This is a genomic window from Actinomadura chibensis NBRC 106107, assembly GCF_001552135.1.
Lineage (GTDB): Bacteria > Actinomycetota > Actinomycetes > Streptosporangiales > Streptosporangiaceae > Spirillospora > Spirillospora chibensis.
Map to the genome: position 1 here is coordinate 1 of NZ_BCQP01000063.1, position 16787 is coordinate 16787.

A 16787-nucleotide genomic window follows, 5' to 3' on the forward strand; every position below is an offset into this window, starting at 1 on the left:
CCGCCGCGCCCGCGCCGCCTACGGCGCCTACGGCGGCCCCGCGCCCCACCCCAACGCCGCGCACGGCCACCCCGGCCCGCACCCGCCAGCCCCGCACCCCGGCCACCCCGGTTACCCGGCGGCGCAGCCCGGCTACCCGTCCGTGCCGCCCGCCGCGCACCCGGCCTACCCGCCGCCCGGCGGGTACCCGCCCCAGCCCCCGCCCGGCGCCTACCCGCCGTACCACGGCTGACGCAGCGGCCACGGGGTCACGCCGTCACGCGGTCACGGGGCCGTGTTCTCCCCCGGCACCACCACGCCCGACTCGTAGGCGAGCATGACGGCCTGGGCCCGGTCGCGCAGGTTGAGCTTGGTGAACACGCGCGCCACGTGCGTCTTGACGGTGTGCTCGCTGACGACGAGCCGCTGCGCGATCTCGCCGTTCGACAGCCCGCCCGCGATCAGGACGAGCACCTCCGTCTCCCGCGCCGTCAGCGTCGCGAGCTCCGACGGCGCCTGCGGACGGTTCCGCCGCTGCTTGGTGAACTCGCGGATGAGCCGCCCGGTCACCTGCGGGGCGAGGAGCGAGTCGCCGCGCGCCACCACCCGGACGGCCGAGACCAGCTCGTCGGCGGTCGCGTCCTTCAGCAGGAACCCGCTGGCGCCGACGGCGAGCGCCTCGTAGACGTACTCGTCCACGTCGAACGTCGTGAGGACGAGGACCCGGACGTTCTCCGACCCGGGCAGCGCCAGGATCCGGCGGGTGGCCTCGATGCCGTCCATGCCGGGCATGCGGATGTCCATGACGACGACGTCGGGGCGCGGGAGCCGCTCGGCGATCCGGACCGCCTCGCGCCCGTCGCCCGCCTCGCCGACGACGGTGATGTCGTCCTGCGCGGCGAGCAGCGCGGCGAACCCGGCGCGGACGATCGTCTGGTCGTCGACGATCAGCACGTTGATCACCGGCGCCGCCCCGCGCGGACGGCGGGCGCGGCCGGCACCGGGTCAGCGCCGCCCCGGCGGCGCCTCGGAACCGTGTGAACCGTGTCCACGGGTGGAATTCCCCTCCCTCGTCACCGGAAGCTCGGCCTCCACCAGGAACCCGCCCTCGGCGGCCGGGCCGGCGGAGAACCGCCCGCCCAGCATGGTCGCACGTTCCCGCATGCCGACGAGGCCGTGTCCGCCACCGGACTCGGGTGCGACGTGGGTCTCCAGCCGGGTGTGTCCGCCGTCCACCGCGGTGGGGCCCGCCGGGTCGAGGACGGCGGTACGGGACTCGGGGTCGTCCCGGTTCAGCACCCTGGTCCGCGACGACGGCCCCGGACCGTCGTCGCGGACCCGGACCGCCAGCCGGTCCGGCAGGAACGTCAGGTCGACGCGCACGCCCGCGCCCGGCGCGTGCCGCCGCGCGTTCGTCAGCGCCTCCTGGACGATCCGGTACGCCGACAGCTCCACCGTCGTGGACAGCCCGCGCGGGTCGCCGTGCACGGCGAGGTCGACGCGCCCGCCCGCGCCGCGGTGCTGCTCGATCAGGTCGGGCAGCCGGTCGAGCCGGGGCTGCGGGGAGTTCGCCGCGTCCGGCTCGGGCTTGGCGTCGGCGCGCAGCACGCTGAGCAGCCGCCGCATCTCCACCAGCGCCTCCCGCGCGGTCTTGGCGATCTCGCTGTACCCGGCGCGGGCCTCGTCCGACAGGTTCTCCATCGTGTACGGCGCCGTCTCCGCCTGCACCGCGATCATGGAGACGGAGTGCGCGACGACGTCGTGCAGCTCCCGCGCGATGCGGGCCCGCTCGCGCATCACCGCCTGCTCCCGCTGGACGGCGGTGAGCCGGGTGAGGGTCTCGTTGGTGCGCTCGGCGGCCTCGGCCTCCGTCCGTCCGGCGGACTCGACGACGCGGCGCGCGTCGCCCAGCCCGATCGCGGCGAGGACGGCGATCAGCACGGCGGGCCAGGGGATGTCCCGCAGCGTCGACGTCGCCAGGTAGACGACCGCGACCGTGACGACGCTGCCGACCGCGAGCACTCCGGCCGACTGGCGCGGCAGTTGGCGGCCCAGCGCGTACAGCGTGTACAGGGCCGCGAACCCGCTGGTGACGAGGAGGATCTGCCCGGTCAGCAGGCTCGCCGAGACCGCGCCGAGGACGATCGCCGCGACCGGCCGCAGGTTCTCCCGCCGCCAGCAGAGCGGCAGCGTGGCCGCGACCGCGAACCCGCCCGCGAGGCTGACCGGCGACTCGCCGCTCGGCGCCAGCTCGGCGAGCGCGGCGACGGTCAGCGCGAGCCCGGTGACCGGGGCGAAGTACCAGGAGCCGACGACATCGCGCCACGTGCCGATCCAGCGGGGCAGCGGCGCCGTCGCCCCGCCGGGACCGCCCGGGCCGCCCGGCGCGCCGCCGTTCAGCCGCGCGCCGAGCCGCAGCGCGAGCGGGCGCAGCAGCGTCCCGACGCCGGTGAGGATCCACAGCAGCAACTGCCCGACGCCCGCCACGATCCGGCCGGACAGCCGCCACGCGTGGTGCGCGACCGCTGAGCCGAACCCCGCGGGGCCGGGGCCCGCCGCTTCCGGGGGCGGGGGGCCGGTCCCCCACCCGGAATCGGCCTGGGGCTTGTCATCGGAGGTCACGAGTCCATACTGACCGCTGGGTCGAGCTCTCACCTCACCGCGCGGGTGTATGCGGACGACGCGGATCCGCCTCTGGTACCACCCGCTTTCCCTCCTTGAGGGGGACGTGCGGAAGAGCGTCGCGAACGTAATGTCTTAACCGTGACCGCGACGGCAGCGGCGCCGGCGTAGGGGGTTCGGTGCGGCTGCCGCGGTCACACCAGAACCACCCGGTTTCAGGGGTCCGGGTGGGGAGGCATGGGAAAGCACCTCGCCGGACGGCCTGGTACGCGCCTCTCTCCGGAGGCACAGCCGGTCTAGCCTGGGCTGGGGTCGGCCGGCACGGCAACGGCCGCCCGGCGAGGGGTCCCATGTCCGGAACGACGCCCCTCGCGGAACGGCGCCCCCACTTAGAGGACGCGCCGCACCCCCTCCCGGACGACGCGCCCCGGCCGAACGTTCAGACCGGGGCCCAGACCCAGACTCAGGCTCAGGCGGCCCGTACGCGCGTTCAGGACGCGGGGGCGTCGGGCGCCGTCGCGTCCGCCACGCCGACGCCGCTGCGCGACGCCTCGTCCAGCGCGGGCTCCAGGTAGATGAGCTTCGCCTCCGGGAACCGCTCGCGGATCTTCGCCTCCGCCGCGTCGATGCCGCGCGCCACGTCCGCCGCCGTGTCGTCGTGGTTGACGGCGATCTTCGCGGCGATGAGCAGCGCGTCCGGGCCGAGGTACTCGGTGCGGATGTGGATGAGGTGGTCGACCTGGTCGACCGACTCCAGCGCCTCGATGATCGCCCGCTCGTGCTCGGGGTCGACGCCCTCGCCGATCAGCAGGCTCTTGGTCTCGATCGCGAGGATCGTCGCGACGGCGCCGAGCAGCAGGCCGATCGCGACGGTGCCGACGCCGTCCCAGACGCCGTCGCCGGTCGCCACCGCCATCGACACGCCGAACAGCGCGAGCAGCAGGCCGACCAGGGCGGCGAGGTCCTCCAGCAGGACGACCGGCAGCTCCGGCGCCTTCGCCCGGCGGATGAACGCCCACCACGACTGCTCGCCGCGGATGGCGTTCGACTCCTTGATCGCGGTGCGGAAGGAGAACGACTCCATCCCGATCGCGATGATCAGGACGGCGAACGCCCAGATCGGGGACTCGACATCCTCCGGGTGGGAGATCTTGTGGTAGCCCTCGTACAGCGAGAACGCCGCGCCGACCGTGAACAGCACGACCGCGACGACGAAGGCGTAGAAGTAGCGCTCCCGGCCGTACCCGAACGGGTGCTGGGGCGTCCTGTCCCGCTCGGAGCGCTTCCGGCCGAGGAGCAGCAGCCCCTGGTTCCCCGAGTCCGCGACCGAGTGGATCGACTCGGCCAGCATCGACGACGAACCGGTGAACGCGAACGCGACGGCCTTCGACACCGCGATCCCGAGGTTGGCGGCCAACGCGGCGACGATGGCCTTCGTTCCACCCTCAGCACTCATCTCTACGCAATCCTCGCTTTGAGCTCTTGAATGGCGGGCACGGGAGTGGGGTCCACCCCCAGCGCGATAGCCAAGTAAACCGTGACATAGTCGCTGAGCGCGATCAGTGTCGCGATTCTCTCCAGCGGGTGCTCGCCCTCGGCGGCGATCTCGGTGACCGCCACACCCCGGCCGCGCGCCAGCTCGGCGGACGCCTCGCACCGCTTGCGGACCTGCGGGTGCTCGTCCACGTCCCGCAGGACGACGAGGTGCAGCCCGTGCTCGGGGTCGCCCGACCGGTCGCGGAAGAAGTCGTCGGGGTCGTCCGAGGACACCCGGCCGCGCGCGAAATGCCCGTCGAACGCCATCACCTGGTTGTGCTGGGCCTCCGGGACCTCGCCGAAGACGCCCGGATACTTGGCGTTCTCATTGAGCTGGCAGCACATCCGGTACGCGGCCGTCGCCGCCAGCGCGGACGACCCCCACACCAGCGGCACGTCGCCCGCGAGGTCGAGCGCGATCCGCTTGGCCGGGTTCACGAACGGCTCGCTGGACGGACGGCACCGGTGCGCGACGTCCTCCAGCCGCTTCGCGGTCGACTCCAGGACCGCGTCGGGCACGTCGGCGAGGCCCAGCGCCCGCGCCGCCAGCAGCACCGGGACGGTCAGCCCCCACAGCGTCGCGCGGGGCTGCCCCACCGACCGGACCGGGACGAACACCCCGCGGGTCGAGGCGGCGAGCTCGGCGAGCGGCGAGCCCGCGCCGCCGACGAACAGCAGGCGGCAGCCCCGGCGGGCCGCCTCCGCCGCGACGTCGAGGGTCTCCTCCGTCCGCCCGGAGCAGGACACGGCGATGACCAGGTCGGCCGCGCCGACCCAGCCGGGCAGCCGGTAGCCGCGCACCGTCGTGACCGGGACGGCGCAGCCCGTCCCGCACACGGCGGCGAGGACGTCGCCGGAGATGCCCGAGCCGCCCATGCCCGCGACGACGATCGCGCGGGGGCGGCCGTCCTCGGCGAGGACGCCGACGCCCGCCTCCTGCGCCGCCCGGCGCGCCTCGCGGACCTGCGCGGCGGACGAGGCCACCTGCCGCAGCATCCCGCCGGGGTCGGCCGCCTCGGCGGCGTCCGCGTCGTCCAGCCGGGAGGGGTCGAGGCCGGGCGAGGTCACGGAGCGGGGGTCCTCGCCTCGTCGACGAGCAGGACGGGGATGTCGTCGCGCACCGGGTAGGCGTAGCCGCACGTGCCGGTGCAGACCAGCTCGGCGGCCGCGTCGTCGGCGCGCAGGCCGCCGCCGCAGTTGGGGCAGGCGAGGATCTCCAGGAGCCAGGAGTCCAGGTGCATGGTCATCGCGGTGTCACTCTCCCTCACTTCTTCCTCACCAGGGCGAGGACCTCGTCGCGGACCGCCGCCATCGTCTCCTCGTCGCCCGCCTCGGCGTTCAGGCGCAGCAGCGGCTCGGTGTTGGACGGCCGCAGGTTGAACCACCAGCCGGCGGCGTCGTCGGCGACGGTCAGGCCGTCCAGCTCGTCGACGGTGACGCCGGGGCGCCCGGCGAACGCCTCGCGGACCTGCGCGGTCGTCGCGTCCTGGTCGGCGACCTCGCTGTTGATCTCGCCGGACGCGACGTACCGGGTGAACTCGGCCATCAGCGCGGAGAGCGGCCCGTCCTGCTCGCCGAGCGCGGCGAGCACGTGCAGCGCGGCGAGCATGCCGGAGTCGGCGAACCAGAAGTCGCGGAAGTAGAAGTGCGCGGAGTGCTCGCCGCCGAACACCGCGCCCGTCTCGGCCATCGTCTGCTTGATGAACGAGTGCCCGACGCGGGTGCGGACGGGCGTCCCGCCGTTCTCGGCGACGATCTCCGGGACGGCCTTCGACGTGATCAGGTTGTGCACGATCGAGGAGCCGGGGTGCTCCGCCAGCTCCCGCGTCGCGACCAGCGCCGTGATCGCGGACGGCGCGACGATCTCGCCGCGCTCGTCCACGACGAAGCAGCGGTCGGCGTCGCCGTCGAAGGCGAGCCCGATGTCGGCGCCGGTCTCGCGCACCTTGGCCTGGAGGTCGCGCAGGTTCTCCGGCTCGATCGGGTTGGCCTCGTGGTTGGGGAAGGTGCCGTCCAGCTCGAAGTACAGCGGGACGAGCTCGATCGGCAGCCCCTCGAACACCGACGGGACGGTGTGCCCGCCCATCCCGTTGCCCGCGTCGACGACGACCTTCAGCGGACGGATCGACGACAGGTCGACCAGCGTCTTCAGGTGGTCGGCGTAGCCCTTGAGGATGTCGCGGTCGGTGACCGTCCCCGGCTCGCCGTCGTAGGCCGGGACGCCGTTCTCGATCATCTCGCGGATCTCGGTGAGGCCGGTGTCGCGGCCGACCGGGCGGGCGCCGGAGCGGCACAGCTTGATCCCGTTGTAGCGGGCCGGGTTGTGGCTCGCGGTGAACATCGCGCCGGGCAGGTCGAGGCTGCCGCTGGCGTAGTAGAGCATGTCGGTGGAGCCGAGCCCGGCCTCGATCACGTCCGCGCCCTGGGACGTCGCGCCCCGCGCGAACGCCGCGGCCAGCGGGACCGACGACTCGCGCATGTCGTGGGCGGTGACGACCGCGTCCGCCCCGGTGAGCCGGACGAACGCCGCGCCCGCCGCCTCGGCGGTCGCGGGATCGAGCTCGTCCGGCACGACGCCCCGGATGTCGTACGCCTTGAAGATCTTGGCGAGGTCGCCCACTCCTGCTCCCTGTTCGAAGAACCCGGCCCGAAGAAACGAAGAAACGGGGTTCCCGAGCCTACCGGGACGCGCGGTCCCGACCCGCCGCGACGCCACCGACGCGGCGGAGGTTCCGGATCACTCCTGGCCGGGCTGGGTCCCCGCGGGTTCGGAGCGCAGGACGCGCAGGTGGCCGCGGCGGCCGACCTCGGTGCCCTGGCCGACCGGCTCGTGCGTCCCGCCGGGGGCGGGCTTGGCGGCCTCGCGGACGGCGTCGGCGAGCGCCTCCAGGTCGTCGGCGCTGGGCTCGGACTCCTCCTCGACGGGGAGCCGCACCAGTTCCCACCCCATCGGGGCGGTGAGCCGCTCGGAGTGCTCGGCGCAGAGGTCGTAGCAGTGCGGCTCTGCGTACGTGGCGAGCGGACCCAGGACCGCTGTGGAGTCACGGTAGACGTACGTGAGCGTGAACACTGCGGGCGCCTTGCAGGCGGTACGAGAGCAGGTGCGGACGGGGCTCACGATGGCTGACCGTACCTCCGTCCCACCGGCTCCGCCACCACCCGGGCGCACGTGTCGCCGTTACCGGGTGATTTCCGGGGTAACAACTACATTCCGTGTGGTCTCAAACTCTCACCGTGCAGACAGGCCCCGTCTGCGGCGGGTGGGGTGGAGGTACGCTTATCGGGTGCGATCCCGTCTGGCAGGCGTACGGCGCCGCGACCGGCACGGCCGTGGCGTCCGCGGCCCGCTGACACCCCCGCAGGCGCCGGTCTCCCGCACCCGCGCGGAGCGGTTCGACGACCTCGTCGACGACGAGGTCCGCCGGCTCGGCCGCCGCTGGGGGCGCGAGCTGGCCAAGGTGCGGTTCACGGTCGAGGACGTCCCCGGCGTGGAGCCGTGGTTCGACGGGCCGGTCCCGCTCGGGCAGACCGTCCCCGGCGAGGGCGACCGGCCGGTCCGCATCACGGTGTTCCGGCGTCCGGTCGAGGCGCGGGCGAAGGGCGAGACCGAGCTGGCCCGGCTGATCCGCGACCTCCTGGTCGAGGAGGTCGCCGACCTGCTGGGCCTGTCCCCCGAGTCCGTCGACCCGAGCTACGACAGCCCCGACGACTGACCTCAGGGCCGGGCTCAGCCCGGTGTCAGGGCGCTCTGCGAGTCGGCCGTGCCCGGCAGGTCGATGGTCGTCACCGCGGGCACGATCGGCAGGACGGTGAACAGGAACTCCTCGCCCTTGCCCTTGGAGAGCGTCCGCGCCGCGTAGACGGGGCCCGAGCCCGGTTTCGGTGTGATGATCACGCCGAACCCCGGGTCGCCGTCCGGCGCGGCGAGCCTGGACTCGACGGTGCGCCCCGCCGGGACGCCGATCTCCCGCGGCGCGCTCCCGCCCCGCGCGATCACGGTCGTCACCTGGACGGTCGCCGCCCCCGCCGGGGCGCTGAGCAGGAGCGTCGAGTCGAACCGGTTGTCGGCGACGATCCCCGGCCCGGCCGGACCGAGCGGCGCGGCGGCCGTCCCGTAGGCGATGTCGGCGCCGCGCTCGGCCGCGAACCCGGCGAGGACGGGACGGTCCGCGACGAGCCGCACCGCCGCCGCCCGTCCGGACAGGGCGCCGTCCAGCGCGAGGGACGTGACGGTCTTGGCGGGCGCGTCGAGGACGTCCTGCCCGGCCGGGACGAACGTGCCGTCCTTCGTGACCACCCACACCTTGATCTGCGCGTCGGCGTCACCGGGCACGGACACGAGCAGCCGCCGCTGCCCCGCCCCGCCCGGCACCCCGGGCACGATCAGCGACGCGGCGGGCGCGGGCGACGCGGGCACCCATTCGACGCCCTTGCCCTTCCCGGCGCGGACGCGCAGCGACGCCGCGACCCGCCCGCTCGTGGTCCGGACGCGCAGCGCGAGGTCGGCGGCCGACTTCACGATGTCGCCGAGGCCCTCGTCCGACTCCCCGATCCGGACGACCTTGGTCGTGTAGGGGTCGACGCGCGTGCCGCGCCCCTCGACCGTGTCGAGGGGCCCCTCGCCGGACAGCGCGGCCAGGTCGACGGACGCGGGCTGGGAGTCGACGTTCGTCAGGTAGAGGACGACCTCGTCGGCGGCGTCCGGGCCGGGCCCGACGAACCAGGTGTCGGTGCCGGGCGCGGCGCAGCGGGCCCCGGCGAGGCCCCGGTCGTCGCCGCTCCCCCGGTCGGTGGTCTGCTCGGCCTCCAGCCCGGCGGCGAGGGCGCCGGTGGCGCGCAGCGTGTAGGAGTCGTCGCCCGGCTTGGTGTCCTTGCCCCAGCCCTGGCCGGGTGAGGTCATGGTGGCGAGCGCGGACCCGCCCTCGGTCGGGATCACGTCGGCGCGTCCGGCGCCGCGCCGCCCGCCCGCCGACTGGACGGCGAGCCGCCCGCCCTCGTGGCCGGGGCACACCAGCACCGCCGACGTGACCGGCGCCCGCCCGCCCTTCCCGGCGGCCTCGCCCGGACGGGAGAACGTCGCCGCCCCGTACAGCGCCGCGACGGCGACGAGCATCAGCGCGGCGGACGCGTAGCGCATCCCGAAGAGGCGCAGGACCCTGTCCAGGTTCACGAGACCTCCTCCGGGTCGGGGCTGGCCTCCCCAGCGGGAGCTTCCGCGGACGGCTCAGCGGACGGCCCCGCCGGAAGCTCCATCCGGGGACGCGGCGCGGCGAGCGGGGGCGGTTCCTCCTGGACGCGCGTGTGCGACCCGCGCCGCCGCCCCTTGCGTCCCCGGCCGCGCCGCCGTTCGCGCTCGCCGGTGAACAGCAGGGTGTCGCCCCGCGCGCCCGGCAGCGCCAGCGCCGCGACGACGAGGACGGCGACGGCCTGGACGCCGATCCACACGTGCCGCATCGTCATCGACCGCGTGAGCGCGAACTCGCCGCCCGCCGCCGGGATGTCGTAACCCTGGGCCCAGCCGTCCACCTTCCGCTCCTTGACGGCGCGGCCGTTCAGGGTGGCCCGCCATCCGCCGTCGGACGGTTCGGCGAGCAGAAGCGTGCGCGGCCCGGTGCCCGCCGGGATGCGGACGCGCGCGTCGATCCGTCCGGCGCGCAGGGGCGTGACCGTGCCGCCCTCGACGAGCATCATCCGTGCCGACTGCGCCTGGAGCCGCCAGACGGCGAACGTCCCGGTGCGGCTGAGGCGGGTCAGCTCGGGGGCCGCGTCCAGGACCTTCGTGACCGGGTCCTTCGCGGGCTTCGGCACGAGCAGGTACTGGACGCCCATCCGGGTCAGCGCGGGCCCGTCGTCGCCCTCGCGCCCGGCGGCGAGACCGGCGACGAGGTCGTCCAGGCGGTCGCGGCCGGGCCCGGTCGCCGCGACCTCGGCCTCGCCGAGGCGCGGCCGGGCGTCGCGGACGAGCGTGTAGGAGACGCGCCCGTCCGGGTCGGTGCGCAGGACGAGCGTCCGCGGCCCGCCCGGCCCGTGGACGAACGCGGGCACGACGTCGGGATCGACTCCGCCGAGCGGGCCGTCCGCGCCGCGGACCGTCCAGAACCCGGCGGCGAGCAGCGGCGCGGTGAGCGCGGCGGCCAGCACGACCGCGCCGCCCGCCTTGTAGATGAGGTGCTGCCCGGCGAGGGCCTCGGTGGCGCGCTGGACGGCGGCCGTCGCCGCGAGCAGCGTCCCGGCGCCCGCGAACAGCAGCGCGACGCCGGGCCAGACGGGCGCCTCGTCCGCGCCCTTCGTGACGACGGCGGCGCTGGTCAGGACGGCGACGAGCAGCCCGTAGACGCCGATCAGCCAGCCCGCGAGGACGGTGTTGCGGCGGCTGCGCAGCGGCAGCGCGCACACCGCGACCGCGAGGAGGCCGCCCAGCGCCCACCACGCGGGCGTGCCGGGCCCGCCCGGGTCGAGGGCGAGCAGCCCGGCCGCGCTCGTCCCGGGCTCGAACCGCCGGTGCAGCCCCGCCTCCAGCAGGAACCGCGACGGGTGCAGCAGCAGCCCGACCGTCCAGGGCAGCAGGAGCAGGGGCGGGACGCCGAGCGCGATGAGCAGGTTGCGGCGGCCCTGGCGGCGCGGCCGGTCGAACAGCGCCCACACCGTCCCGGCCGCGACCACGGCGATCAGCCAGGTCAGCGGAACGAACGCCATCGCGACGGCGAGCAGCAGCCCGGCGGCCCAGGCGGCGCGCCCGGCGCGCTTGCGGCGGGTGCGGGCGTCCAGCGCCGCGTTCTCCGTGGTGGCCGCCGAGCGCGGCAGCCCGTACACGCGGGCGACGTTGACGGCGATCAGCGGCAGCAGGACGTGCACGACGGCGGTGCCGAGCCGTCCGCCCGCGACGGCCCCGGTCGCGGCGGGCAGCAGCGCGTACGCGGCCGCGAACCAGGCCCGGACGGCGCCGACCGGGATGCGGCGGCCGGTGGCGCGGGCGCGGCGGCCGGTCCGCGCCGACCCGGTGACGAGCAGCCGGGACGCGCGGTAGGCGGTGAGCCCGGCGAGCGGCACGCTGCCGAGCAGCAGGACCGACACGGCCAGCCACGGCTTCCCGAACAGCACCGTGGACAGCGCGGCGAGCACTCCGACGTACGGCGGGCTGCCCGCGCCGCTGCCCAGCCCGACCGGATGCCAGCCGGAGGCGTACTGCGCCCACAGGTCGCTCGCGCCGCCCCACGCGGGGACGAGCGCGCCGCCGCCGAGCCGTCCGGCGGCGGTGAGCAGCGACCGCTCGGCGGCGCCCGCGACGGCGGCGAGCGCCAGCACGGCGAGGACGCCGGGCCGGGCGAGGAACCGGCGGATCGGGCCGGGCTCGTCGACGGTCGGGTCCTCCTCGTGCTCGCCGTCGCGCTCGTGGGCGGCGAGGAACTCCGAGACCGCCTCGGCCGCGCGCCGTCCGACGACCCATCTGGCCTGGAACCGGCGGACGCTGCGGTACACGTGCTTGCGCCCGTCCGCGCGGGCGGCGCGGGCGCGGCGGACCCGGCCCGGGTCGCGCAGCACGTCGCCGAGCGCCCGCAGCTCCTCGCGGGCCGCCCCCGGCTGCTTGGTGACCAGCAGGTACAGCGCGTGGACGAGCGACGCCCACACGTTCCGGACGACGGCCCGCAGCATCGCGCCGAACGGCTGGTTCGCGAGCAGCGTGTGGACGGCGTTGCGCCGGTCGCGGCGGGCCGGGTGCTCGGCCGACATGCCGATCTCGCGGAGCCCGCGCCGGGCCGCCTCCGCGTGGTAGACGACGGCGTCGGTGGCGGTGACGACGCGGTGCCCGGCGGCGTGCGCCCGCCAGCAGAAGTCGAGGTCGTCGCGGAAGAGGCCGTAGTCGACGTCGAACCCGCCGAGCCGCTCCCACACGTCCCGGCGGACGAGCATCCCCGCGCTGCCGACGGCGAGGACGTCCCGGACGCCGTCGTGCTGCCCCTGGTCGAACTCGTACGGGTCGAGGCCCGTCACGCGGCGTCCGGCGGCGTCGACGGTGACGCCGACCTCGCGCAGGACGCGCCGGTCGTCCCAGTCGCGGACCTTCGGGCCGAGGACCGCGACGTTCGGGTCGGCGTCGGCCGTGCGCAGCAGGTGGGCGAGGGCGTCGTGGGCGGGCGCCGAGTCGTCGTGCAGCAGCCAGACCCACTCGGTGCGGGGGTTCCCCGGCTCGTCGTCGGGGACGGGCGCGGACGCGGCGTCCTGCCGGAGCGCCTCCGCCACCGCCTCCCCGTAGCCGGTGGTGCGGGGCAGCGTGAGGACGGTCCCGTCGCCGATCACCTCGGCGAGCAGGGCGGGGCCGCGGTCGCGGCTTCCGGTGTCCACGGCCACGAGGCGCTGCACCGGACGCGCCTGCGTGAGCAGCGCCTTCAGCGTCTCCGGGAGCCACCGCGCACCGTCGTGCGCGACGAGGACGGCCGTGACGACGTGGCGATCGAGAGTGCGGGCCAAGGATCGCTCGATCTGTGGGGGGACGACGGGGAACGGCTGGGTTCGCGTGCGAGAACGACAGCAGCCGTGCCGGCACGGAGCCGACACGGCTGCACACTGTACGCGCGGACCATGTGAACACGCTTCGGAACCCGGAGATCCGGCGGCCCTCCCCCGTCGAGGGCCCTCTCCCCGTTCGCCGGACCTTCCGTCCGAAGCCGCCCTGGTCGGGCGCGGCGCCGTCGGGTCAGACGGCCTGCCGCTTCAGCTTGCGGCGCTCCCGCTCGGAGAGCCCTCCCCAGATGCCGAAGCGTTCATCGTGCTGCAGCGCGTACTCCAGGCACTCCGTACGCACCTCGCATGCCCGGCACACCTTCTTGGCCTCCCGAGTGGAGCCGCCCTTCTCCGGAAAGAACGCCTCCGGGTCCGTCTGCGCGCACAGGGCGCGCTCCTGCCAGCCCAACTCTTCACCGTCTGTGCCGTGCGCCAGCGGGATGACGACCTCGCTCACAGCGCACCTCCCTGCCCGTGGAACCCCCTGGTCAATGCCTCCCCTCGGGGTTCATTCCCCTGAGAGCGCATTGAAACTACACCGACGAAATTACACGCGTGTAGCGCCCGCCCCGTCAAGCCGGAGAGCTTTCCGGCCCGACAAAGCGGGCTATCCCGGGAGGGCCCGGTGACCTTTCGATGAAGATCGGTTAATCGGGCGGTAACCACCGTCAGCGCGGTCCCGTCGGCGCGGTGGGCGCGGTCACTGCGGCGGCGGGGGCCGGTTGTCGCGGTACCAGTCGCCGCTGTCCTCGGGACGCTGCTCCCCGCCCTGCTGCGGCGGCGCGGGCTGCGTCCCCTGCGGGCCCTGCTCCTGCCCGGAGCCGCCGTAGGCGCGGGTCCACTCGCCCATCTCGTCCTGCTCGGACGGCTGCTGCTGCGGCTGCTGCTGCTCGTAGCCCTGCTGGCCGTACTGCTGCTGACCGTACTGCTGGTATTGCTGGTACTGCTGCTGTCCGTAAGCCTGCTGCTGGTCGTACTGCTGCTGCCCCTCGGCGCCCGGCTGCTGCTGGCCGTACTGCTGATACTGCTGGTACTGCTGCTGCCCGTACGCCTGCTGACCGTAGCCCTGCTGGTCGTAGCCCTGCTGCCCCGGCTGGACGGGCTGCTGCCCGGGCTGCGCGGGCTGTCCCGGCTGTCCGGGCGGGCCCTGCTGGTAGCCGAAGTCGGAGTAGCCCTGCGGCATCTGCGGGCGCGGCGGCTGCATCCCCTGGAAGACGGTGAAGACGAACCATCCGCCGACGCCGACCACGGCGAGCTTCCCGGCGCCGATCAGGAACGCCGACAGCTTCGTGACGGCGTTCGCCGCCTCGGAGTCGGCGAGCATCCCGCTCAGCCAGCAGATCACGCCGAACAGCGCGATCCCGCCGAGCACGCCGAGCGCGCCCATGGTGATCGTCCTGGCCTGCGGGGTGGGCCGCTCCCACGTCGCGAGCAGGACGGCGAGGACGAGCAGCCCGACGATTCCGATCTGGAGGAACGCCCCGCCGATCGTCTCAAGCAGCGCGCGGTAGGTGAACGAGCCGTCGTCCCCGAGAAGGCTGATGATGCCCGCGAGCAACTGCACCCCCGCTGAGGCGAGCAGTACCCAGGCGGCCGGTTCGCGCAGGCGCTGGACGGCTTCCTTGTTCACGGTGACATCTCCAGACCGAGGCTGCGTGATTACACGGCAAAGCTTTGCATATCCACGCCCACTAGACCCAGAGGGCCGGACGCCCCGCCAGGCGACGCCATCGGGCCCGGACACGGAGGACAGAGCCTTGAATATGGTTGATCCTATGAAGATCGTGGCGTTGGCGGGCGGGATCGGCGGGGCCCGTTTTCTGCGCGGGCTCAGGGCCGCCGCCCCCGAAGCGGAGATCACCGTCATCGGCAACACCGGTGACGACATCTCCCTGTTCGGGCTCCGGGTCTGTCCCGACCTGGACACCGTGATGTACACGCTCGGCGGCGGCATCGACGAGGAGCAGGGCTGGGGCCGGGCCGCCGAGACGTTCACCGTGAAGGAGGAGCTCGCGGCGTACGGGGTCGGCCCGGGGTGGTTCGGGCTGGGCGACCGCGACTTCGCGACGCACATCGTCCGGACGCAGATGCTCGCCGCCGGGTACCCGCTGTCGGCGGTGACGGAGGCGCTGTGCGACCGGTGGAAGCCGGGCGTCCGGCTGCTCCCGATGACCGACGACCAGGTCGAGACGCACGTGGTGATCGAGGACGACCAGGGCCGCCGGGCCGTCCACTTCCAGGAGTGGTGGGTGCGGCTGCGGGCGTCGGTCCCGGCGCTGTCGATCGCGGCGGTCGGGGCGGAGGAGTCCAAGCCCGCGCCGGGCGTGGTCGAGGCGGTCGACGCGGCGGACGTGGTGCTGTTCCCGCCGTCCAACCCGGTGGTGAGCATCGGGACGATCCTCGCCGTCCCCGGCATCCGCGACGCGGTGGCCAAGAAGACCATCGTCGGCGTCTCCCCCATCATCGGCGACGCCCCCGTGCGCGGCATGGCCGACGCCTGCCTGACCGCGATCGGCGTCGAGACGTCGGCCCGCGCGGTCGCCGAGCTGTACGGGCTCGGGCTGCTGGACGGCTGGCTCGTCGACGACGCGGACGCGGACGTCCGGGTGGAGGGCATCGAGGTGCGGGCGCGCCCGCTGCTGATGAGCGACCCGGACGCGACCGCCGCCATCGCCCGCGCCGCCCTCGACCTCGCGCTGGAGCTGAAGCGGGAAGAGGACGCTCAATGAACTTCGAGGTGTTCGGGATCCCCGGCCTGCCGGAGGTCGCGGAGGGCGACGACATCGCGGCGCTGATCCCGCCGGACGCGGTGCGGGACGGGGACGTGCTCGTCGTCACGTCCAAGATCGTGAGCAAGGCGGAGGGCCGGGTCCTGGTCGCGGACGACCGGGAGAAGGCCATCGACGCGGAGACCGTCCGGGTGGTGGCGCGGCGGGTCCACGCGCGCGGCGAGACGCGGATCGTGGAGACGCGGCAGGGGCTCGTCCTCGCGGCGGCGGGGGTGGACGCGTCCAACACCAGGCCGGGCACGGTGCTGCTGCTGCCGGAGGACCCGGACGCCTCGGCCCGCCGGATCCGCGCGGCCGTGCGCGCGCGGCTGGGCGCGGACGTCGCGGTCATCCTGTCCGACACGCTCGGCCGCCCGTGGCGGAACGGGCTGACGGACGCGGCGATCGGCGTCGCGGGCCTCGACCCGCTGAGCGACCTGCGCGGCATGGACGACCGGCACGGCAACCGCCTCGAACAGACGATCACCGCCGTCGCGGACGAGATCGCCGCCGCCGCCGAACTCGTGAAGGGCAAGCTCGACGGCGTGCCGATCGCGGTGGTGCGCGGGCTGTCCGCGCTGGTCACGGCGGACGACGGGCCGGGCGCGCGGCTGCTCGTCCGGCCGCCGGAGGAGGACATGTTCCGGTACGGCCCGTCGGAGGTGCTCCGGGCGCGCCGCACGATCCGCGAGTTCACCGCCGACCCGGTCGACCCGGCGGCGGTGCGCCGCGCGGTGGCCGCCGCGATCACCGCTCCGGCGCCGCACCACACGACGCCGTGGCGGTTCGTCCTGCTGGAGTCGGCGGAGTCGCGGACGCGCCTGCTCGACGCGATGCGCGACGCGTGGGAGGCCGACCTGCGCCGGGACGGCTTCTCCGCCGAGTCGATCGCGAAGCGGCTGCGCCGCGGGGAGCCGCTGCGGAAGGCGCCGTACCTGGTCGTCCCGTGCCTGGTCATGGACGGCTCGCACGACTACCCCGACGAGCGCCGGGCCCGCGCCGAGCGGGAGATGTTCGTCGTCGCGGCCGGGGCGGGCGTGGAGAACCTGCTGGTCGCGCTGGCGACGGAGGGGCTCGGGTCGTGCTGGGTGTCAAGCACGATGTTCTGCCGCGACGTCGTCCGCGACGTCCTGCGCCTGCCGGACGACTGGGACCCGATGGGCGCCGTCGGCGTCGGCCACCCGGCCGCCCCGCCGCGCGACCGCCCGCCCCGCGACCCGGACGCGTTCATCGAGGTCAGGTGACCGCGGCGGCGCGAGGATCGACTTGCCTCGCCCTCGGGGTCTGGCGGTCGCCCAAGTGTTCGGCGGAATAGATCGGGGGCGTCGCGGGCTCTGCTAAGCGGATGCCCGCCGCCCCCGGTGCGCCCCGGAATATGAC

14 protein-coding genes and 1 pseudogene are annotated in these 16787 nt (G+C 74.8%); 4 read left to right on the forward strand and 11 right to left on the reverse strand.

The window, feature by feature from the left end:
• Window positions 1-232 (forward strand): annotated as a pseudogene (locus ACH01S_RS44670) (hypothetical protein); the annotation flags it as partial.
• A 32-nt stretch (window positions 233-264) separates the two neighbouring features.
• On the opposite strand, the gene ACH01S_RS33195 reads toward ACH01S_RS44670, so the two are convergent.
• From ACH01S_RS33195 to ACH01S_RS33225, 7 genes are all read right to left on the reverse strand, one after another.
• Window positions 265-942 carry a response regulator gene (locus ACH01S_RS33195; protein WP_067901059.1) on the reverse strand — a complete coding sequence of 226 codons (678 nt, stop codon included), beginning with the start codon at window positions 940-942 and terminating at the stop codon, window positions 265-267.
• Between the two features lie 42 nt (window positions 943-984).
• Window positions 985-2601: a sensor histidine kinase gene (locus tag ACH01S_RS33200; RefSeq protein WP_067901065.1), complete on the reverse strand. Its 1617-nt coding sequence runs from the start codon at window positions 2599-2601 to the stop codon at window positions 985-987.
• 490 nt (window positions 2602-3091) lie between these two features.
• A complete protein-coding gene (locus tag ACH01S_RS33205) occupies window positions 3092-4057 on the reverse strand; it encodes a cation diffusion facilitator family transporter (protein WP_067901070.1) in 966 nt (321 codons plus the stop codon).
• 2 nt (window positions 4058-4059) lie between these two features.
• Window positions 4060-5205 (reverse strand): bifunctional phosphoglucose/phosphomannose isomerase, encoded by a 1146-nt coding sequence (locus tag ACH01S_RS33210; protein ID WP_067901075.1) that lies wholly within the window; start codon window positions 5203-5205, stop codon window positions 4060-4062.
• Window positions 5202-5384, reverse strand: a complete 183-nt coding sequence (locus tag ACH01S_RS33215) for a Trm112 family protein (RefSeq protein ID WP_067901080.1) — start codon at window positions 5382-5384, stop codon at window positions 5202-5204. Before ACH01S_RS33215 ends, ACH01S_RS33210 begins: the two co-directional genes overlap by 4 nt.
• A 17-nt stretch (window positions 5385-5401) precedes the next feature.
• Window positions 5402-6757, reverse strand: coding sequence for a phosphomannomutase/phosphoglucomutase (locus tag ACH01S_RS33220; protein WP_067901085.1), 1356 nt, complete (start codon window positions 6755-6757; stop codon window positions 5402-5404).
• A 117-nt stretch (window positions 6758-6874) separates the two neighbouring features.
• Window positions 6875-7255, reverse strand: coding sequence for a DUF3499 domain-containing protein (locus ACH01S_RS33225; RefSeq protein ID WP_067901089.1), 381 nt, complete (start codon window positions 7253-7255; stop codon window positions 6875-6877).
• 166 nt (window positions 7256-7421) lie between these two features.
• Between ACH01S_RS33225 and ACH01S_RS33230 the strand changes: the two genes are divergently transcribed.
• Window positions 7422-7850: a metallopeptidase family protein gene (locus tag ACH01S_RS33230; RefSeq protein ID WP_246236419.1), complete on the forward strand. Its 429-nt coding sequence runs from the start codon at window positions 7422-7424 to the stop codon at window positions 7848-7850.
• A 14-nt stretch (window positions 7851-7864) separates the two neighbouring features.
• Here ACH01S_RS33230 and ACH01S_RS33235 read toward each other — a convergent pair whose 3' ends face one another.
• From ACH01S_RS33235 to ACH01S_RS44935, 4 genes are all read right to left on the reverse strand, one after another.
• Window positions 7865-9307 carry a DUF5719 family protein gene (locus ACH01S_RS33235; protein WP_067901094.1) on the reverse strand — a complete coding sequence of 481 codons (1443 nt, stop codon included), beginning with the start codon at window positions 9305-9307 and terminating at the stop codon, window positions 7865-7867.
• Window positions 9304-12606 (reverse strand): glycosyltransferase family 2 protein, encoded by a 3303-nt coding sequence (locus ACH01S_RS33240; RefSeq protein WP_067901097.1) that lies wholly within the window; start codon window positions 12604-12606, stop codon window positions 9304-9306. The genes ACH01S_RS33235 and ACH01S_RS33240 overlap by 4 nt, the downstream gene beginning before the upstream one ends.
• 226 nt (window positions 12607-12832) lie before the next feature.
• The gene (locus ACH01S_RS33245) at window positions 12833-13096 is read right to left on the reverse strand and encodes a WhiB family transcriptional regulator (protein WP_021594342.1); all 264 of its coding nucleotides are present in this window, start codon (window positions 13094-13096) and stop codon (window positions 12833-12835) included.
• A 243-nt stretch (window positions 13097-13339) separates the two neighbouring features.
• Window positions 13340-14269: a hypothetical protein gene (locus ACH01S_RS44935; RefSeq protein ID WP_067901100.1), complete on the reverse strand. Its 930-nt coding sequence runs from the start codon at window positions 14267-14269 to the stop codon at window positions 13340-13342.
• A 145-nt stretch (window positions 14270-14414) separates the two neighbouring features.
• On the opposite strand from ACH01S_RS44935, the gene cofD reads away from it, so the two are divergent.
• Both cofD and ACH01S_RS33260 read left to right on the forward strand, forming a co-directional pair.
• The gene (cofD, locus tag ACH01S_RS33255; RefSeq protein ID WP_067901103.1) at window positions 14415-15368 is read left to right on the forward strand and encodes a 2-phospho-L-lactate transferase; all 954 of its coding nucleotides are present in this window, start codon (window positions 14415-14417) and stop codon (window positions 15366-15368) included.
• Window positions 15365-16651, forward strand: coding sequence for a coenzyme F420-0:L-glutamate ligase (locus ACH01S_RS33260; RefSeq protein ID WP_067901106.1), 1287 nt, complete (start codon window positions 15365-15367; stop codon window positions 16649-16651). The genes cofD and ACH01S_RS33260 overlap by 4 nt, the downstream gene beginning before the upstream one ends.
• Window positions 16652-16787: the final 136 nt, after the last annotated feature.

Excerpts from the sequence above, each read along its gene's own strand:
- ACH01S_RS33205 (WP_067901070.1), bottom strand. The coding sequence starts at position 4,057 with ATGAGTGCTGAGGGTGGAACGAAGGCCATCGTCGCCGCGTTGGCCGCC.
- ACH01S_RS33215 (WP_067901080.1), bottom strand. The coding sequence starts at position 5,384 with ATGACCATGCACCTGGACTCCTGGCTCCTGGAGATCCTCGCCTGCCCC.
- cofD (WP_067901103.1), top strand. The coding sequence starts at position 14,415 with ATGAAGATCGTGGCGTTGGCGGGCGGGATCGGCGGGGCCCGTTTTCTG.
- ACH01S_RS33260 (WP_067901106.1), top strand. The coding sequence starts at position 15,365 with ATGAACTTCGAGGTGTTCGGGATCCCCGGCCTGCCGGAGGTCGCGGAG.